The sequence below is a fragment of the Kineosporia corallincola genome, assembly GCF_018499875.1.
In the GTDB taxonomy this organism is placed as follows: Bacteria; Actinomycetota; Actinomycetes; order Actinomycetales; family Kineosporiaceae; genus Kineosporia; species Kineosporia corallincola.
This window is the reverse complement of record NZ_JAHBAY010000001.1, coordinates 115,542-133,468: the sequence shown is the minus strand read 5'-3', so window position 1 is coordinate 133,468 and position 17,927 is coordinate 115,542. Positions and strand designations below refer to the sequence as shown.

14 protein-coding genes are annotated in these 17,927 nt (G+C 68.6%); 7 read left to right on the top strand and 7 right to left on the bottom strand.

Annotation, left to right across the window (positions count from 1 at the left end; all coding sequences use genetic code 11):
* Positions 1-8: 8 nt before the first annotated feature.
* Positions 9-1,196 (top strand): imidazolonepropionase, encoded by a 1,188-nt coding sequence (gene hutI, locus KIH74_RS00605; RefSeq protein ID WP_308113482.1) that lies wholly within the window; start codon positions 9-11, stop codon positions 1,194-1,196.
* On the opposite strand, the gene KIH74_RS00600 is transcribed toward hutI, so the two are convergent.
* Together KIH74_RS00600 and KIH74_RS00595 are read right to left on the bottom strand one after the other, a co-directional pair.
* Entirely contained in the window at positions 1,193-1,729 is a 537-nt protein-coding gene (locus KIH74_RS00600; protein WP_214153306.1) for a GNAT family N-acetyltransferase, read from the bottom strand. The genes hutI and KIH74_RS00600 overlap by 4 nt on opposite strands.
* Before the next feature lie 30 nt (positions 1,730-1,759).
* Positions 1,760-2,809 carry a Gfo/Idh/MocA family protein gene (locus tag KIH74_RS00595; protein WP_214153304.1) on the bottom strand — a complete coding sequence of 350 codons (1,050 nt, stop codon included), beginning with the start codon at positions 2,807-2,809 and terminating at the stop codon, positions 1,760-1,762.
* Positions 2,810-3,006: 197 nt separating this feature from the next.
* Between KIH74_RS00595 and KIH74_RS00590 the strand changes: the two genes are divergently transcribed.
* Positions 3,007-5,115, top strand: coding sequence for an ABC transporter ATP-binding protein (locus KIH74_RS00590; protein WP_214153302.1), 2,109 nt, complete (start codon positions 3,007-3,009; stop codon positions 5,113-5,115).
* 9 nt (positions 5,116-5,124) lie between these two features.
* Here KIH74_RS00590 and KIH74_RS00585 read toward each other — a convergent pair whose 3' ends face one another.
* The 3 genes from KIH74_RS00585 to KIH74_RS00575 form a co-directional block, all read right to left on the bottom strand.
* On the bottom strand, positions 5,125-6,246 hold the full coding sequence (locus tag KIH74_RS00585; RefSeq protein WP_214153300.1) for an aromatic ring-hydroxylating oxygenase subunit alpha: 1,122 nt from the start codon (positions 6,244-6,246) through the stop codon (positions 5,125-5,127).
* 85 nt (positions 6,247-6,331) lie between these two features.
* Positions 6,332-7,573, bottom strand: a complete 1,242-nt coding sequence (locus KIH74_RS00580) for an NAD(P)/FAD-dependent oxidoreductase (RefSeq protein ID WP_214153299.1) — start codon at positions 7,571-7,573, stop codon at positions 6,332-6,334.
* A gap of 27 nt (positions 7,574-7,600) precedes the next feature.
* A complete protein-coding gene (locus tag KIH74_RS00575) occupies positions 7,601-7,936 on the bottom strand; it encodes a bifunctional 3-phenylpropionate/cinnamic acid dioxygenase ferredoxin subunit (protein WP_308113480.1) in 336 nt (111 codons plus the stop codon).
* A 179-nt stretch (positions 7,937-8,115) separates the two neighbouring features.
* On the opposite strand from KIH74_RS00575, the gene KIH74_RS00570 reads away from it, so the two are divergent.
* Positions 8,116-8,862 (top strand): IclR family transcriptional regulator, encoded by a 747-nt coding sequence (locus KIH74_RS00570; protein ID WP_372491981.1) that lies wholly within the window; start codon positions 8,116-8,118, stop codon positions 8,860-8,862.
* A gap of 148 nt (positions 8,863-9,010) precedes the next feature.
* Here the strand turns inward: KIH74_RS00570 and KIH74_RS00565 are convergent, their stop codons facing one another.
* A complete protein-coding gene (locus KIH74_RS00565) occupies positions 9,011-9,871 on the bottom strand; it encodes a hypothetical protein (protein ID WP_214153293.1) in 861 nt (286 codons plus the stop codon).
* A 204-nt stretch (positions 9,872-10,075) separates the two neighbouring features.
* Positions 10,076-11,605: an aldehyde dehydrogenase family protein gene (locus KIH74_RS00560; RefSeq protein ID WP_214153291.1), complete on the bottom strand. Its 1,530-nt coding sequence runs from the start codon at positions 11,603-11,605 to the stop codon at positions 10,076-10,078.
* Positions 11,606-11,722: 117 nt separating this feature from the next.
* Here KIH74_RS00560 and betA point away from each other — a divergent pair, with 117 nt between their 5' ends.
* The 4 genes from betA (at position 11,723) to KIH74_RS00540 (ending at position 17,832) form a co-directional block, all read left to right on the top strand.
* Entirely contained in the window at positions 11,723-13,420 is a 1,698-nt protein-coding gene (gene betA, locus KIH74_RS00555) for a choline dehydrogenase (protein WP_214153289.1), read from the top strand.
* 472 nt (positions 13,421-13,892) lie between these two features.
* A complete protein-coding gene (locus KIH74_RS00550) occupies positions 13,893-14,882 on the top strand; it encodes a quaternary amine ABC transporter ATP-binding protein (RefSeq protein ID WP_372491980.1) in 990 nt (329 codons plus the stop codon).
* Positions 14,879-16,828, top strand: coding sequence for an ABC transporter permease subunit (locus KIH74_RS00545; protein ID WP_214153286.1), 1,950 nt, complete (start codon positions 14,879-14,881; stop codon positions 16,826-16,828). The genes KIH74_RS00550 and KIH74_RS00545 overlap by 4 nt, the downstream gene beginning before the upstream one ends.
* A 32-nt stretch (positions 16,829-16,860) precedes the next feature.
* Positions 16,861-17,832, top strand: a complete 972-nt coding sequence (locus KIH74_RS00540; RefSeq protein ID WP_246570858.1) for an ABC transporter substrate-binding protein — start codon at positions 16,861-16,863, stop codon at positions 17,830-17,832.
* Positions 17,833-17,927: the final 95 nt, after the last annotated feature.

The following is a 17,927-nucleotide window of genomic DNA, read 5'->3' as shown; positions in this document are numbered from 1 at the left end:
AATCATCCGTGAGCCATCTGGTCACCGGAATCGGCCAGCTCGTCACCAACGACCCGTCGGTCGGTGACGGCTCGGCCCTCGGGCTGCTCGACGACGCCGCCGTCGTGATCGAGGACGACCGGATCGCCTGGGTGGGCAGCGCGGCCTCCGCCCCTCCGTCGGACTCGGCGCAGGATCTCGGCGGACGGGCGGTGGTTCCGGGATTCGTCGACTCGCACTCGCACCTGGTGTTCGCCGGTGACCGCTCGGGCGAGTTCGCGGCCCGGATGACCGGGGAGCCGTACACCGGCGGCGGCATCGCCACCACGATGGCGGCCACCCGCGCGGCGAGCGACGACCAGCTCCGGCAGCACGTGGGAACCCTTCTGGCGGAGATGCGTTCGCAGGGCACCACGACGGTCGAGATCAAGAGCGGGTACGGGCTCGACGTCGAGCAGGAGAGCCGGGCCCTGCGGATCGCGGCCGAGTTCACCTCCGAGGTGACGTACCTCGGGGCCCACGTCGTCCCTCCGCTGTTCCGCGACCGCCGCCACGAGTACGTGGAACTGGTGGCCGGGGAGATGCTGGAAGCCTGTGCCCCGCACGCACGCTGGGCCGACGTGTTCTGCGAACCGGCGAGCGCGCACGCCTTCGACGGCGACGAGACCCGCACGGTGCTGCGGGCCTGCGCGGAGGCCGGGCTGCTGCCGCGGGTGCACGGCAACCAGCTCGCCGAGGGGCCGGGAGCGCAGATCGCGGTGGAGCTGGACGCCGCGAGCGTCGACCACTGCACGTATCTCACCGACGCCGACGTGGCTGCCCTGGGCGCCGCCGGGCGTCTCGTGGACTCCGAGAACCCGGTCACCGGAACGGTTGCCACGCTGCTGCCCGGGGTCGAGTTCTCCACCCGCTCGCCCTATCCGGACGCCCGGCGGCTGCTGGACGCCGGGGCGGTGGTGGCACTGGCCACCGACTGCAACCCGGGCACCTGCTTCAGCTCGTCGATGCCGCTGATCATCGCGCTGGCCGTGCGGGAGATGAAACTCAGCCCGGCGCAGGCACTTCTGGCCGCCACCCTGGGCGGGGCGCTGGCGTTGCGCCGCGCCGACGTCGGCCGGATCCGGGTGGGCGCGCGGGCCGATCTGACGGTGCTGGAGGCGCCGTCGTATCTGCACCTGGCCTACCGGCCGGGGGTGCCGCTGGCCCGGGCGCTCTAGACGTACTCGTCGTTGACCTTCTGGAAGAGCAGCGAGTCGGACCAGACGCCGTCGATCCTCAGGAACTGCGGCGCCAGGCCGATCCGCTCGAACCCGTTCTTCTCCAGAACCCGTTGCGAGCGCACGTTGTCGACCAGGGTGCTGGCGGCGACCCGGTGCAGGTTGAGGCTGTGGAAGGCGATGCGCACCGCCCCGGCGACGGCGACCGTGGCCACCCCGCGACCGCCGGCCGACTCGGCCACCCAGTAGCCGACGTCCCCCGACTGGAGGGCACCGCGGACGATGTTGTTGATGTTGATCCGGCCGACCAGCTCGCCCTTCTCCAGGATGACGCAGGGCAGCAGGATCCCGCCCGTGTAGAGGAGGAGGGCGTCGTCGATGATGCGACGCTGGCCCTCGGTGGTGAAGTACTCCTCGTCACGGACGGGTTCCCACGGCCTCAGGAACTCCCGGTTCGCCGACACCAGCCGGGCGAGCGGCTCGGCGTCCTCCTCGCGCAGGATGCGGACGGTGACACCGGTGGTTGACCTCACGGGCGCCAGATTACGACTCCCGGAGCCGGTTCAGCTCCCGGCCCCCAGCGACACGACCTGCCCGGTCCGTGCACTCGTGCGGGCGGCGTCGAGCACCTCGGTGGTGGCGACGGCGTCGCGCGGGTCGACCGGCACCTCGCCCTCGCCACGCACCGCGGCGGCGAAGGACGGGTAGTAGGTGTCCCAGCTGCCGCGCTCGGTCGGCACGCTGGTGACCTCGTCGCCGCGGTACAGGTGACCGTAGCTCTCCTGCGGCTCCACGCCCCAGCGCTCCCCCGCGGTGGCCGGGTTCAGGCCCTCCAGCAGCAGCGCCTCCTGACCCTCCATGGGCTTGGTCAGCACGAACGAGCCCGTGCTGCCGCTGACCCGGTAGCGCGGGCCCGGAGCGCCCTCCCGCCAGTTGCCGATCAGGTGCGACACCACGCCGCCGGTGTGGGTGATGCTGACGAAGAAGCGGGAGTCGCGGTCGTCGGTCGTCACGTCGTCGAGCTCGGCGTACACCGAGGCGGCCGGGCCGAACAGGTACAGCGCCTGGTCGACGAGGTGGCTGCCGAAGTCCCGCAGGATGCCGCCGCCGGCCGCGGGCGGCTCGCCCTGCGGGTCGAAGCGCTCGAACCGCGACTCGAACCGGAACACCTCACCCAGCTCGCCCGTCTCGACCAGCTTCTTCACGGTGAGCAGGTCGGCGTCCCAGCGGCGGTTCTGGTAGACGGACAGCTTGACGCCGGCCTTCTCGGCGGCCTCGACGGCGGTCCGGGCGGCCTCCGCATTCAGGGCGAACGGCTTGTCCGAGACCACGGCCAGACCGAGCTCGATCGCCTCCAGCACCAGCGGGGTGTGGGTGTGCGCCGGGGTGGAGATGGCCACCGCCTGGGCGCCGGCCTGCTTGAGCTCGTACAGCGAGGCGTAGGTGGGCACACCCGGGTAGAGCTCGGCCACCTCCGCCTGGCGCCCGGCCGAGGTGGTGACCACACCGGCGAACTCGACCCCGGGCGCGGCGGCGATCAGGGGGGCGTGGAAGTACTTCCCGCCGAACCCGAAACCTGCCAGACCGATCTTCACGTCATCCTTCTCCGTCACGCGTCGATCGTATGCACCGGGTCGATCAGGTGCACCGACGGCCATCCCTTCGGCTGTGGGAGAACAGCGGAAGCTCCTCTTCCCGGCGTGCGTTGGCTCCGGACGGAGATCTCGGGCCGAACATTGTCGGTGGTGCCGGGTACGGTCGGCCTGCGACGGTCGGGCGGGCGCGTTCTGTGGCAGAGGGGGTGGGCAGATTGAGCGGAGTCGCACAGCCGGCGGGTCATGGCGGGCCGGGCAGGTCGGGCGGTCCGGGTGCTCCGGGCGGCCGTGGTGGTGCCGGTGGTCCGGGCGGCCCGGGCCGGCATCCGGGGGCCACGGTCTCCGAGGCCGCCGCGGGGCTGCGGGCGGCGGCGGCCGATCGCCCGTTGCTGCGCCGGGTGGTGGCGCTGTTCCGGCCCTACCGGCGCCGGGTGCTGGCGGTGGCCGGGCTGATCCTGGTCACGGCCGGGCTCGGGGTGGCCAACCCGCTGCTGATCCGCGAGATCTTCGACCGGGCGCTGTTCGTGTCCGGCGGTCCGGACGTGCCGCTGCTGCTGGTGCTGAGCGCGATCATGATCGCGGTGCCGGCCGTGTCCAGCGTGCTCGGCGTGGTGCAGTCCTACCAGACCACCTACGTGGGCCAGCAGATCATGCGCGACCTGCGCGGCCAGTTGTTCAGCCATCTCCAGAGCCTGTCGCTGCGGTTCTTCACCGGCACCCGCACCGGCGAGATCCAGAGCCGTCTCCAGAACGACGTGGGCGGCCTCCAGACCGTCATCACCGACACCGCGAGCAGCCTGCTCAGCAACAGCGTCATCCTGATCTCCACGCTGATCGCGATGTTCCTGCTGTCCTGGCAGCTCACCCTGCTGTCGCTGGTCATGCTGCCGCTCTTCGTCTGGCTCACCGGCCGGGTGGGGCAGGTGCGGCGCCGCATCACCAGCCGCACCCAGGCGGCCCTGGCCGAGATGAGCGCCATCACGCAGGAGTCGCTGTCGGTGTCGGGGGTGCTGCTGTCCAAGGTGTTCGGCCGGCAGGACCGTGACGCCGAGCGTTACCACCGGCAGAACGAGGAGCTGGCTGCGCTCCAGGTGCGCCAGCAGATCGTCGGCCGGGCGTTCTTCGCTGTCGTGTCCACGTTCTTCTCGATCACCCCGGTGCTGGTCTACCTGGTGGCCGGGCTCCAGCTGTCGCACGGCGGCGGGCCGAGCGCGGGCACGATCATCGCGTTCACCACCTTGCAGTCGCGGCTGTTCATGCCGATCGGCCAGGTGTTGCAGACCTCCACCGAGGTGTCGAGCAGCCTGGCGCTGTTCTCCCGGGTGTTCGGCTACCTCGACCTGCGCGCCGAGATCGTCGAGCCGGACCGGCCCGTCCGTCTGGAACCCGGCCAGGTCGGCGGCGAGGTGCGGCTGGAAGACGTGTGGTTCAGTTACGGTCCGGGCGAGGGTCAGGCTGATTCACCGGTGGACGACGAGGAGCCCGCGCCCGGCCCGGCCGCCGACACGATGTTCCCGATATCCCGTTCCACCGTGCCGAACTCGGCGGAGGAGGCCGACACCTCCGGCTCCCGGCGCTGGGCCCTGCGCGGTCTCGACCTGACCGTGCGCCCCGGGCAGCTGGCCGCCGTGGTGGGGGCCAGCGGAGCGGGCAAGACCACGCTGAGCTACCTGATCCCGCGGCTGTACGACGTCACCTCCGGCGCGGTGCGGCTGGACGGGCACGACGTGCGGTCGCTGTCGCTCGACTCGCTGGCCGGGGCCATCGGCATGGTCACCCAGGAGACCTACCTGTTCCACGCCACGGTGCGCGACAACCTGGCCTACGCCCGGCCGGAGGCCACCGACGAGGAGGTGGTCGCGGCGGCCAGGGCGGCGTACATCCACGACCGCATCCTGGAGCTGGAGAACGGCTACGACACGGTCGTGGGGGAACGCGGATACCGGTTGTCCGGCGGCGAGAAACAGCGTCTGGCCATCGCCCGGGTGCTGCTGAAAGACCCCCGGCTGCTGCTGCTCGACGAGGCCACCAGCGCCCTCGACACGGTGAGCGAACGCCGGGTGCAGGCCGCCCTGGAGCCGCTGATGGCCGGCCGCACCACGATCGCGATCGCCCACCGTCTGAGCACCATCCGCTCGGCCGACGTGATCTTCGTGATGGATGCCGGCCGCGTGGTCGAGACCGGCACCCACGACAGCCTTCTCGCGCTGAACGGGGCCTACGCCGCACTGTACGAGCAGCAGTACGGCGGCGGCCTGGTGGAGGCGCGCACCGCGGACGGGTTCCAGCTCACGGACGGGCGGGTGCTCGAGACGGAGGGGTGAGGGGCCGGGTCAGCCGGCCAGCCGGGCCTGCACCCACTCGTGGAACTCGGCGATGTGGTGCTCGCTCGGCACCAGCACCCCGCCCGCCCGGTAGGCCCGGGACGACATGCCGGGCTGGGTCACCTCGCAGGCCTCGAAGTCCTGGCGGTTCACCCGGTCGAACAACTCCACCGAGCGGGTCAGGTCGGCGCCGGACTCCACCACGCCGGGCAGGTACAGCCAGTCGCACTCCACCACCGTGCGGTCCACGGCCAGCGGGTACATCCGGTGGAGGATGACGTGGTCCGGCACCAGATTGACGAACACCTGCGGCCGCACCGTGATCGCGTAGTAACGACGGTCGTGGTCTTCGTCCACCCCCGGGATGCGCTCGTGCCCGCCGGCCCCGTCGATGGTGAAAGCCTCCGCGTCCTCGCGGAATTCGGCGCCGTGCCCGATGAAGGCCTGGGCCGCGTAGCCGCCGGCGAACTCCGGCAGCATCTCGGTCAGCTCGGGGTGGATCGTGGCGCAGTGGTAGCACTCCATGAAGTTCTCGATGATGAGCTTCCAGTTGGCCTTCACGTCGTAGGTGATCCGCCGGCCCACGGCCAGCTCGTCCACCTGCCAGCCGCCGATCAGCCCTTCCCCGCCGAGCCTCTCGTCGGCCGAGGCGATCACGTCGGCCTCGAACGAGGGCGGCTCGTCGGCCAGGCACACCCAGGCGTAGCCCAGCCACTCCCGCAGGTGCACCTCGATCAGGCCGTACTCGCCCCGGTCGATGTCTTGCATCTTGGTCAGATTCGGTGCGGCGACGAGCTTTCCGTCGAGCCCGTAGGTCCAGGCGTGGTACATGCACTGGATGTTGCGGCGCAGCTGCCCCGAGTCGCCGGAGCACAGCCGGGCCCCGCGATGCCGGCAGACGTTGAGGAACGCCCGCAGCCGCCGGTCCCGCCCCCGCACCACGAGCACGTTCTCCCGGCCGACCTGCCGGGTCACGAACGCTCCCGGATCGGCCAGCTCACCGGCCCGGGCCACGGCGAACCACATCCGCTCGAAGATCAGTTCCTGCTCACGGGCGAACACCGCGGGGTCGGCGTAGATGTTTCCCGGCAGCGTCGCCACGAGGCTCGGCGGCAGACTGACACTGGTCATGTCGAGCTCCAATCAACGGTTTCCGGGCAACACGAGTGCCCGGGAACGAGCAGAACGAGCGGAACGAGTGATGACGCGCGGCACCTCAGGGCAGGCGCTTGGCCAGTTCTCTTCTCCAGCGACCGAACACCTTGGGCTGCCCCACCCCGAACACCCCGACCGGCTCGCCGTCGCGCCGGTAGAGCACGGTGAAGGCGGGCCCGGCCAGGTCGCCGTCCACCACCTCCGCCTCGTCACCCGGCTGGTGGTGCCCGGCGAACTGGAAGTGCCGACCGTACTGCTCCGACCACACGTAGGGCACCCGCATGGCGGGCGACACCACCGGCGCCTCGGCACCGATCAGCGCCGCCACGGCCTGGGCCGGATGCTGGGCGGCATGGGTCCAGTGCTCCTGGCGCAGCACCCGGCCGGCGAACGGATGATGCACCGCGGTGCAGTCGCCGGTCGCGACCACGCCGGACAGCCCGGTGCGGCCGGACTCGTCGGTGAGCACCCCACCGGCCAGGCTGCCGTCGGGATCCGGGCCGGTCAGGCCGCTGCCGGCGAGCCACTCGGTGTTCGGTTCCGAGCCGATGCCGACCACCACCACGTCGGCCGGCAGTTCCCGGCCGTCGGCCAGCGCCACACCGCCCACCCGGCCGGGATCGGCGGGATTCGGCAACAACGTCGAGACCCCGACGCCGGTCAGCACTTTCACGCCGTTGGCTTCGTGCAGGGCAGCCATCGCGGCTCCCACCCGCTCGCCGAGCGGCCGGGCCAGCAGTGCCGGGGCGATCTCCACCATGCTGGTGTCGACACTGAGAGTGACTGCGGTGGAGGCAATTTCGGCGCCGATGAATCCACCACCGACGATCACCAGCCGGGCGCCGGGCAGCAGTTCGGCCCTGAGCGCCAGCGCGTCGTCGAGGGTGCGCAGCGTGTGCACCCCGCGCAGGGGCACCCCGGGAAGCCTGCGGGCCCGGGCCCCGGTGGCGATCACCACGCCGTCCACCCGCACCTCGTCGCCGTCCTCGAGTTCCACCACCCAGCCCGGCCCGTCGGGCCGCAGCCCGGCCGCCCGGTGCCCGAGCCGCCGGTCCAGGCCGAGTTCGGCGTCGGTGGGCAGGCCCAGCGCGATCCTGGCCGGGTCCCAGTCACCGGCCAGGAACGCCTTCGACAGCGGCGGCCGATCGTAGGGTTCGTGCTTCTCGTCGCCGATCAGCACGATACGGCCGGTGAAGCCGAGCTCGCGCAGGGCCCGCGCCGACGACAGGCCGGCCAGGCCGGTGCCCACCACGGCCACCGCCGTCATCGCGTTTCCGCCCACCGGAGGCGTGCTTTCAGACATCGGGTTCTGCTCCTGCTCAACGTCGCGTCAGGCGATCGGCGTGCCGGCCGCCTGCAACTGCACCAACACCTGTCCGCCCTGGACTACCACGACATGCGTGCGCACCGGCACCCGCGCGGGCGGCCCGCTGGGCTCCCCGGTACGCAGGTCGAAGCAGGCGGCGTGCAGCGGGCACTCGACCGCGCAGGCCTCTTCCTCCAGGTACCCGTCCGCCAGCGACGCGTCCTGATGCGTGCAGGTGTCATCGATGGCGTAATAGCTACCACCGACGTTGAACACCGCTATCGGGACGCCTGTGGGCCCGTTCTCGACCCTGATCGCCTCACCCTCGGGGATGTCCCCGACCGCACAGACCCGAATCACGGCAGGCCTCATCTCAAACGAAAAACGGAGTCATTGTTGCGCCTTGCACAACGCGACGTGCGATGAGCAACAGCGTGCGGCCCATCGGGGGATGCGTCAAGACATAACGGAGTTACTGGTGGGGAGCTATGGTTTCGTCCATGGGGGAGACGACCCGCGCCGGAGGCGACGCCTCACAGGTGCAGTCCGTCGATCGCGCGCTGCTGGTGCTCGATCTGCTCGCCCGCCGCGGTGAGCTCGGAGTGACGGAACTGGCCGCCGAGCTGGCGGTGCACAAGTCCACTGCCTTCCGCCTGGTGACGGCCCTGGAACGGCGCGATCTGGTGCACCAGATCGGCGATCGCGGCAAGTACCGCCTGGGCCTCGGCATCCTGCGGCTGGCCGCCGCCACCACCGGCCGGCTGGAGGTCAGCCGGGAGGGCCGGGACGTCTGCGAGCGGCTCGCCCACGAGCTCGGCGAGACCGTGAACATTGCGATCATGGACGACGAGTCGGCCGTGAATGTGTTGCAGGAGTACGGAAATGCGTCCGTGATGACGAGAAACTGGATCGGACGGCGAACCCCGCTGCACGCCACGTCGAGCGGCAAGGTGCTGCTGGCCCACGCCGAGGAGCCGGTGCGTAAGAGCGTGCTCGCGGCCGGGCTGGAGCGCCTGACCGACAACACCCGCACCGACGCCGACCAGTTTCTGCGGGAGCTGGCCGAGGTGGCCGAGCGGGGCTGGGCCTCCACGAACGAGGAGCTGGAGGTCGGGCTGACCGCGGTGGCCGCTCCGATCCGTGACGGTGCCGGGCGGGTGATCGCGGCGGTCAGCGCCTCCGGCCCGTCGTTCCGGCTCACCCCGGATTCATTCGGGCACGTTGCCGGGAAATTGATCGAGGGTGGTGCGGAAATCAGCGCGCGGCTGGGATTTTACCGACGCTAAACATGTCGGCGGTGTTTCGTCGTCCATGATGTGAACAAAACAACGGTGCGCCGCCCCTGGAGGACGGCGCACCGGGCGTACTCAACTGTCAGAAGCTGATGATAGATCAGTGACGGCCGAGCCTCACTTTGAAAGACCCATGATCAGATCAGGAGGAGCACTTCACAGTGTCAACCCCGAATCCTACGGTCTGCACAGGAAGACCATACGGAATCATCAGCCGCACGCACTTCTTGTTCTTGATCGCACTATTCACCTTGCTCTTAAAACCGCTGAAAGCAGCAGTTCCACCGGTTGCGCACGCAGCCTTGGCGAGGTTGTTTCCGATGAGACCACAGGCCGAACCAATGGCCACCGCAGTAGTACTGTCATCCATGAGCTTCTTGATCTTATTCGTTTCGGTCCACGTGAATTTCACCTTGTACACCGGAAGGGCACCATTAAGACCAATGGAAAGACTGGGGTCAGCAACTACTGGAAACACCGCGTTCGTCGTATCCACGTCTTGCACGATGTCATTTCCATCAAGCCGATACGAAGTGGGGAGTGATACACCAGCCGCATCCCGAGCCCAGGGAGCTTCGACCACTCCGACAGCTTGACCCTGCTCGTCAATCACAGCCAGGCCGCCTCCTTCGGACAACTTGAAGCTCAATCCTTCATTCAGAAGGTTTGAGAACCTGGCGGAATCCTGCCCATCATCCAGAACTGCAAAAACCGAGACACCACCGCCTTCTTCAGCATCTTCCTTCTGAATATAAGTGTCAACCACTTCCCCTGAATCGGAGGTTGCCTTCTGAACCGAAATACCGCTAGAAGAAATCTTTTTCGTCACTAATTTTGCATTATCGCCCGTCTCGGCTCGGATGATTGACTGAACATCATCAACGACACCCGATCGATTATCGGCGTACGCACTTCCCGCTCCCGCCCCACCAATTACTACACTGACCAACAGTGCACCAGAAACGAATGCACTCAGACGAATACCATTGCTCGTGACGCGCAAAGCGAACTCCCCTCAAAGCGAGGCCCCACGGCCTCACAAGAAGTCACGCTAGCAACACAAGGCGCCGATTTCCACAAACATGATCTTAATCAACCTCACTGCCCAAGTTGACCGAACATCGCTTGTTAGATAGAGCAGCGATATCGTCACAAAGTCGCATGTATCGGACGATACCGTATGCTGGCCCTGTTCTGAGGTGTATCCTCACGGAATCCTTTTTGCGTCGCCGGAGAACCAGTGCTGGGCCGCCGGGGCGGTGTTCTCGTACACGTGCTTGGCCTCCTGATATTCGGCCAGACCCGAGGGCCCGAGCTCGCGCCCGGTGCCCGACAGCTTGAACCCGCCCCACTCGGCCTGCGGCAGATAGGGCCCGAACTCGTTGATCCAGACCGTTCCGTGCCGCAGACGCCCGGCCACCCGGTGCGCCCTGGCCCGGTCGGACGTCCACACCCCGCCCGCCAGGCCGTAGCGGGTGTCGTTGCCCAGCCGCACCGCCTCCTCCTCGGTGGTGAACCGCTCGACCGTGACGATCGGCCCGAAGGTCTCTTCCTGCACGATCCGCATGTCGCCCGAGCAGTCAACGAAAACCGTTGGACGATAGTAATATCCACTCTGATTCTCGGCGAGACGGGAGCCGCCGGTGAGCAGCCGGGCGCCCTCCGCCAGGCCCACCCGCACATGATTCTCCACCTTGGCCAGGTGCTGGGCCGAGACCAGCGGGGGCATCTCGGAGTCCGGGTCGAGGCCCGGGCCGATCCGGATCCGCCCGGCCCGCTTCACGAAGGCGGCCACGAACTCGTCGTGGATCGAGTCCTGGAGGATCAGCCGGGTGCCCGCCGAGCACACCTGCCCGGCATGCAGGAACACCGCGGTCAGCGCGGTGTCGAGGGCCGCCTCCAGGTCGGCGTCGGCGAACACGATGTTCGGGTTCTTTCCGCCCAGCTCCAGCGCGACCTTCTTCACCGTGTCGGCGGCGCTGCGCATGATGGCGCGCCCGGTCTCCAGACCGCCGGTGAACGAGACCAGATCGACGTCCTCACTGCTCACCAGCCCGGCCCCCGCAACGGCGCCGGAACCGAGCACCAGGTTGACCACCCCGGCCGGCACCCCGGCCTCGTGCAGCAACCCGACCAGGACGATGGTGGTGAGCGGCGTGACCTCACTGGGTTTCAGCACCGCCGTGCAGCCCGCGGCCAGGGCCGGGGCGATCTTCCAGGAGATCTGGAGCAGCGGATAGTTCCACGGGCCGATCAGCGCACAGACCCCGACCGGCTCGTGCACCACCCGGCTGACGACGGCCGGGTCCCCCGCGTCCACCAGCCTTCCCGGCTCGCCGAGCGCGAGGGCGGCATAGTAACGAAACACCGCCGTCACGTCGTCGACATCTATCTCGCTCTCGCGCAGCGTCTTTCCGGTGTCGAGCGTCTCGATACGGGCGATCAGGGCGCGGTCGGCCTGGAGCAGATCGGCGACCCGGTGCAGCACGGCACTGCGTTCCGAGGGCGGGGCAGAGCTCCACACGCCCTCGTCGAACGCCGTCCGGGCAGCCGCCACCGCGGCCTTCACATGGTCGTCCGTGGCCTCGTCGACGTCGCAGATCCGGCTTCCGTCAGCGGGATTCAGCACCGCGCGGGACCCGGTCGACCTGACCCACGACCCGTCGATGAAGAGCGTCCCGGCGACGGTCGGCGTGCCGTCGGCGCCGACCGCGAGCTGATGATCCGCAGAAGACATCTGGACCCCTCACCAATCGTGATGATTCACTGTGGCCGTTGCTTTGTCTGGAACTCGGTGCGCAAGACGCAACGATGGTAGGCGGAAACGCCACCTCGGGTCAGCCAGGAGGTACACGTGGTGGAGCGGTACGACTACGTCATCGTCGGCGGCGGTTCCGCCGGCTGTGTGCTCGCCAACCGGCTGAGCGAAGATCCCGGCACCTCGGTGCTGGTACTGGAGGCGGGGCGGCCGGACTGGGCTCTCGACCTGCTCATCCACATGCCGGCCGCGCTGACCATGGTCATCGGTAATCCGTTGTACGACTGGCGGTACCGCAGCGAGCCGGAGCCCTTCATGCACGGGCGGCGGATCTCGCACGGTCGGGGCAAGGTGCTCGGCGGCTCCTCCAGCATCAACGGGATGATCTTCCAGCGCGGCAACCCGCTGGACTTCGAGCGCTGGGGCGCCGACCCGGGCATGCAGACCTGGGACTACGCGCACTGCCTGCCCTACTTCAAGAAGATGGAGAACTGCCTGGCCGGACCGGACGAGTGGCGCGGCGGCGACGGCCCGCTGGAGCTGGAGCGCGGCCCGGCCACCAACCCGCTGTTCGGCGCCTTCTTCGAGGCGGTGCAGCAGGCCGGCTACCCCCTCACCGACGACGTGAACGGTTTCCAGCAAGAGGGTTTCAACCGGTTCGACCGCACGATCCGCAACGGCCGGCGGCTGTCGGCGGCGCGGGCCTATCTGCACCCGGCCCGCAAGCAGCGGAAAAACCTCACGGTGCGCACTCTTTCGCTGGTGCACCGGGTGATCGTGGAGAACGGCCGGGCGGTGGGGGTGGAGTACACCCGCTCCCTGCCCTTCGGCGGTCCGCTCGGCCGGGTGGGCAGCGGCCTGCGGCGCGTGGACGCCGGTGAGGTCGTGCTGTCGGGCGGCGCCGTCAACACCCCGCAGCTGTTGCAGTTGTCCGGTATCGGGAACGCCTCCGAGCTGCGGGCCCTGGACATCGACGTGGTGGCCGACCTGCCCGGCGTGGGCGAGAACCTGCAAGACCACCTGGAGGTCTACGTGCAGCACGCCTGCCGTCGGCCGGTGTCGCTCAATCCCTCGCTCAAGCTGCACCGTCGCCCGGCGATCGGGCTGGAGTGGCTCCTGCGCAAGACCGGGCCGGCCGCCACCAACCACTTCGAGGGCGGCGGTTTCGTCCGCGGCAACGACGAGGTGGCCTACCCCAACCTGATGTTCCACTTCCTGCCGGTGGCCGTGCGCTACGACGGCAGCTCCCCCGCCGCCAGCCACGGCTACCAGGTGCACATCGGCCCGATGTACTCCGACGCCCGGGGCACGGTCAAGATCACCGGCACCGACCCGCGCCGCGCCCCGGCGATGACCTTCAACTACCTGTCCACCGCCCAGGACCGGCGGGAATGGGTCGAGGCGATCCGGGTGGCCAGGAAGATCCTGGGCCAGCCCGCCTTCGGCCCCTACGACGACGGCGAGCTCTCCCCCGGCCCCGCGGTAAGCACTGACGAGGAGATCCTGGACTGGGTGGCCCGCGACGCCGAGACCGCCTACCACCCGTCCTGCACCGCGCGCCTGGGCACCGACGCGCTCTCCGTGGTGGACCCACTGACGATGGGCGTGCACGGGGTGGCCGGGCTACGGGTGGCAGACGCCTCGGCCATGCCCTACGTGACCAACGGCAACATCTACGCGCCGGTCGTCATGCTGGCCGAGAAAGCCGCCGACCTGATCAGCGGCAATTCCCCGCTTGAGGCCCAGCAGGTTCCGTTTTATCGCCACGGCCTCAGCACCGAACAGTCGGCTTGAGCCGCCCATAACCCGGACAGGCGCCCTCTCCAACAACTTTCGAACCATCGTCATCAAGCTGGAGGAGAACCGCCGGGTGCATTCCGCCCCACGGCTCTCCTCCAGCACCGCATGATGCGCCAATGGTGACAGAGAGTGAATTATCGGTCGACGCTCGGGCACATCACAATCCGGCGAAGTGACTGAAGCGGTACGTTCAGTCTTCGCTAGATTAACCACACCGAAACGACGCCATACCTTGACCATGACCTCGCACTGGGCACAGTGTGTGCCTCAACAAGAACCGTTGTGCGCCATACGCAACATTTCATCAAGTTCGAGGCATCGTCAGGGCCGTTCGACCCCGTTTCGGATTGATCAGGAGAGGTGAGCGATGGCCGCCGTCACCGAGGACAGCCACGACCTGACCGCGGAGCCCGGCAGCACCACCGGCCCCACCCAGCAGCCATTGATCTCGGTGCGCGACCTCTGGATGGTCTTCGGACCGAAAGCCGCTGCGGTGCCGAAGAACTCCGATCTGTGCGAGCTGCCCCGCCGGGAGCTGATGCAACGCACCGGCAACACCATCGCGGTGCGCGACGTCTCGTTCGACGTGGCGCCGGGAGAGGTGTTCGTGGTGATGGGCCTGTCCGGCTCCGGTAAGTCCACGCTGGTGCGGTGTCTCACCCGGCTGATCGAGCCGACCGCCGGCTCGGTGGTCTTCGAGGGCGAGAACCTCCTCCAGGCCGACGCCAGGCGCCTGCGTGAACTCCGTCGTCACAAGTTCTCCATGGTGTTCCAGAACTTCGGGCTGCTCCCCCACCGGCGCGTGGTCGACAACGTGGCCTACGGGCTGGAGGTGCGCGGCGCGGGCAAGGCCGAACGCCGTGCCCGGGCGCTGGAGGTGATCGAGCTGGTCGGCCTGTCCGGCTACGAGAACTCCTACCCCGACCAGCTCTCCGGCGGCATGCAGCAGCGGGTCGGCCTGGCCCGCGCGCTGGCCGTGGAGCCCGACCTGATGCTGTTCGACGAGCCGTTCAGCGCGCTCGACCCGCTGATCCGGCGGGACATGCAGAACGAGGTCATCCGGCTGCACCGCGAGCTGGGCAAGACCATGGTGTTCATCACCCACGACCTGTCCGAGGCACTCAAGCTCGGCGACCGCATCCTGATCATGCGTGACGGCCGGCCGGTACAGATCGGCACCGGCGACGAGCTGGTCGGGGCCCCGGCCGACGACTACGTGCGTGACTTCGTCTCCGACGTGCCCAAGGGCGACGTGCTGACGCTGCGCTGGATCATGCGCCCGGTCACCGACGACGACCCGGTCGACGGCCCGGAGCTGCCGCCCGGCACGGTGATCCGCGACGCCACCCGCGTGGTGCTGGAGAGCCATCGCCCGGTGCGGGTGGTCGAGAACGGCAAACTGCTCGGAATCGTCGGCGACGAAGAGATTCTCGCGATCGTGGCGGGCGCCCGGTGACCGTTCTCACCGCCTCCCGCGCGGCCCTGGCCAGACCCGGCCGAGGGCGCGTGATCGCCGCCGTGCTCGTGGTGTTCGTGGTGCTCGGGGCGATCCTGCGCGGCGTGAACACGCTCTCGCTGGTGCCCTCCGACACCACGGCGCTACACCGCTGGTTCAACGACGTCAACCACTGGGTGTCGGCCAACCGCAACGACAGCCCGCTGTTCCTCTACTTCTTCAACGAGATCCGGGCCTTCGTCGACGGTCTCACCACACTGTTCCAGAACCTGATCTCCCAGCCGAGTTTCGGCCGTCCCGTGCCGGTGATCGGCTGGCTCGGAGTGGTGGCGATCCTCACCCTGCTGGCGCTGGCCTTCGCCACACTGCGGGTGGCCCTGCTGGTGGTGGCGGGTTTCCTGTTCATCGGTCTCCAGGGGCTGTGGGAAGAGAGCATGGACACGCTCGCCCTCACCCTCTCCGCCGTCCTCCTGGCTCTGGTCATCGGGGTGCCGCTGGGCATCTGGGCGGGCCTGTCCGACCGGGTGAACGCCGTCGTCACACCGGTTCTCGACTTTTTGCAGACGATGCCGACGTTCGTCTACCTGGCGCCGTTCACCCTGCTCTTCCTGATCGGGCCGGCCTCGGCCACCCTGGTCACCCTGGTCTACGCCCTGCCCCCGGCCGTGCGCTACACCGCGCACGGCATCCGCTCGGTGCCGCGGGCCAGCGTGGAGGCCTCGGAATCGCTGGGAGCCACCGGTTTCCAGCGCCTGGTCGGGGTTCTGCTGCCGATGTCGGCGCGCACCATCGTGCTCGGCCTGAACCAGACCATCATGGCGGCCCTGTCCATGGCCACGGTGGCGGCGCTGATCGACGCACCCGGCCTGGGCAAGACCATCCTCAAGGCGCTCCAGACCCTCGACGTCGGCGTCTCCTTCAACGCCGGCCTGGCGATCGTGGTGATGGCGATCGTGCTGGACCGGCTCACCACCGCCGCGGCGGCCCGGCGTTCCCGGCGTCCCTCCCGGTTCCGGCTTCCGCTGCTCGGGGTGGCCGGCCTCGGGGCGATCTTCGCCGTGTACCTCTCGCGCACCTACGTGTGGGCCGCCGAGTTCCCCTCCGACTACAACATCGGCGACGACATCGCCCGGCACAGCGGCAGTTTCGCCGACTGGCTGACCAGCAACCTGTCCGACGTCACCGGCTGGCTGAAAGACACCGCCACCGCCCTGCTGCTCGACCCGCTCCAGACCCTGCTGGTCGAGTCGCCCTGGTGGCTGGTCGCGGCGCTGCTGCTGGCGCTGGCCTACCTGCTGGGCAACCTGCGCGTCACCGTGGTCACCGCCGTCTGCGTGGCCGGCCTGGTGTTCAGCGGGCTCTGGCAAGACAGCATGACCACCCTGGCCGCCACCCTGCTGGCCACCGCCGCCACCATGCTGCTGGGCGTGGCGATCGGCGTCTGGATGGCCCGCAGCCGGCGGGCCGACCTGGTGATCCGCCCGGTACTCGACGCGCTCCAGGTGATGCCGCCGTTCGTCTACCTGGTGCCGTTCCTGGCGCTGTTCGCGGCCAGCCGGTTCACCGCCGTCCTGGCCGCCGTGCTCTACGCCGCCCCGGTGGCGATCAAGATCGTGGCCGACGGCATCACCGCCGTGCCGGCCACCGCGGTGGAGGCCGCCACGGCCTCCGGATCCAGCAGCTGGCAGACCATCTGGAAGGTACAGCTGCCGATGGCCCGGCAATCGCTGGTGCTCGCGGCCAACCAGGGCATCTGCTACGTGCTCGCGATGATCGTGGTCGGCGGCCTGGTCGGCGCCGGCGCGCTGGGATACGACGTGGTGGCGGGCTTCTCGCAGGGAGAGCTGTTCGGCAAGGGGCTCACCGCGGGCTTCGCCATCGTCATCCTGGGCATCATGCTCAACCGAATCACCCAGGCGGCAGCGGATCGCCGGCGCAGTATCTGATCTGGAAGCCATCATCAGGAGGATGAAAAGCTTTGCGTGACAATGTGAAGGCCAGGAGGGTCGTGACAGGTGCGGCGGCGGTCGCCCTGCTCCTGGCCGGGTGCGGCGGTCAGACCATCGAGTCCGGCAGCGCGAGCTCGGGGGGCGGTTCCGGCGAGGACTGTGGCACCGTCAACATCGCGGTCAACCCCTGGGTCGGCTACGAGGCCGACGTCGCCGTGGTGCAGTACGTGGCCGAGAACGAGCTGGGCTGCACGGTGAACACCAAGGACCTCACCGAGGAGGTGTCCTGGCAGGGCTTCGCCTCCGGCGAGATCGACGTGATCCTCGAGGACTGGGGCCACCCCGACCTGGAGAAGCAGTACGTCGACGAGCAGAAGGTGGCCGAGAAGGTCGGCGAGAACGGCAATGTCGGCCAGATCGGCTGGTTCGTGCCGCCGTGGATGGCCGAGAAGTACCCGGACATCACCGATTACAAGAACCTGAACAAGTACGCCGACCTGTTCAAGACCTCGGAGTCGGGTGACAAGGGCCAGGTGCTCGACGGCGACCCGTCGTACGTCACCAACGACGAGGCCCTGGTGAAGAACCTCGACCTGGACTACAAGGTGGTCTACGCGGGCAGTGAGGCCGCACTGATCACGGCCTTCCGGCAGGCCGAGGAGAAGAAGGAGCCGCTGCTCGGTTACTTCTACACGCCGCAGTGGTTCCTGTCCGAGGTGCCGCTGGTCAAGGTGGATCTGCCCACCTATGAGGAGGGTTGCGACGCCGACCCGGAGAAGGTCGACTGCGACTACCCGGAGACCCCGCTGACCAAGTACGCCCGCACCGAGTTCATGAACTCCGGCAGTGCGGCGGCCGAGCTGGTGAAGAACTTCAGCTGGACCAACGACGACCAGAACGAGGTCGCCAAGTACATCGCCGAAGACAAGATGGACTACGAGGACGCGGCCAAGAAGTGGGTCGACGCCAACCAGGACAAGGTCGACGCCTGGCTGAAGTAGCGCTGTCCGGCACGGTTCCGGGGTGGTGGCCTGACGGCCGCCGCCCCGGTTTCGTTTGCGTTACCGGGCAACAATTTTGGACGACGATGAGCTCC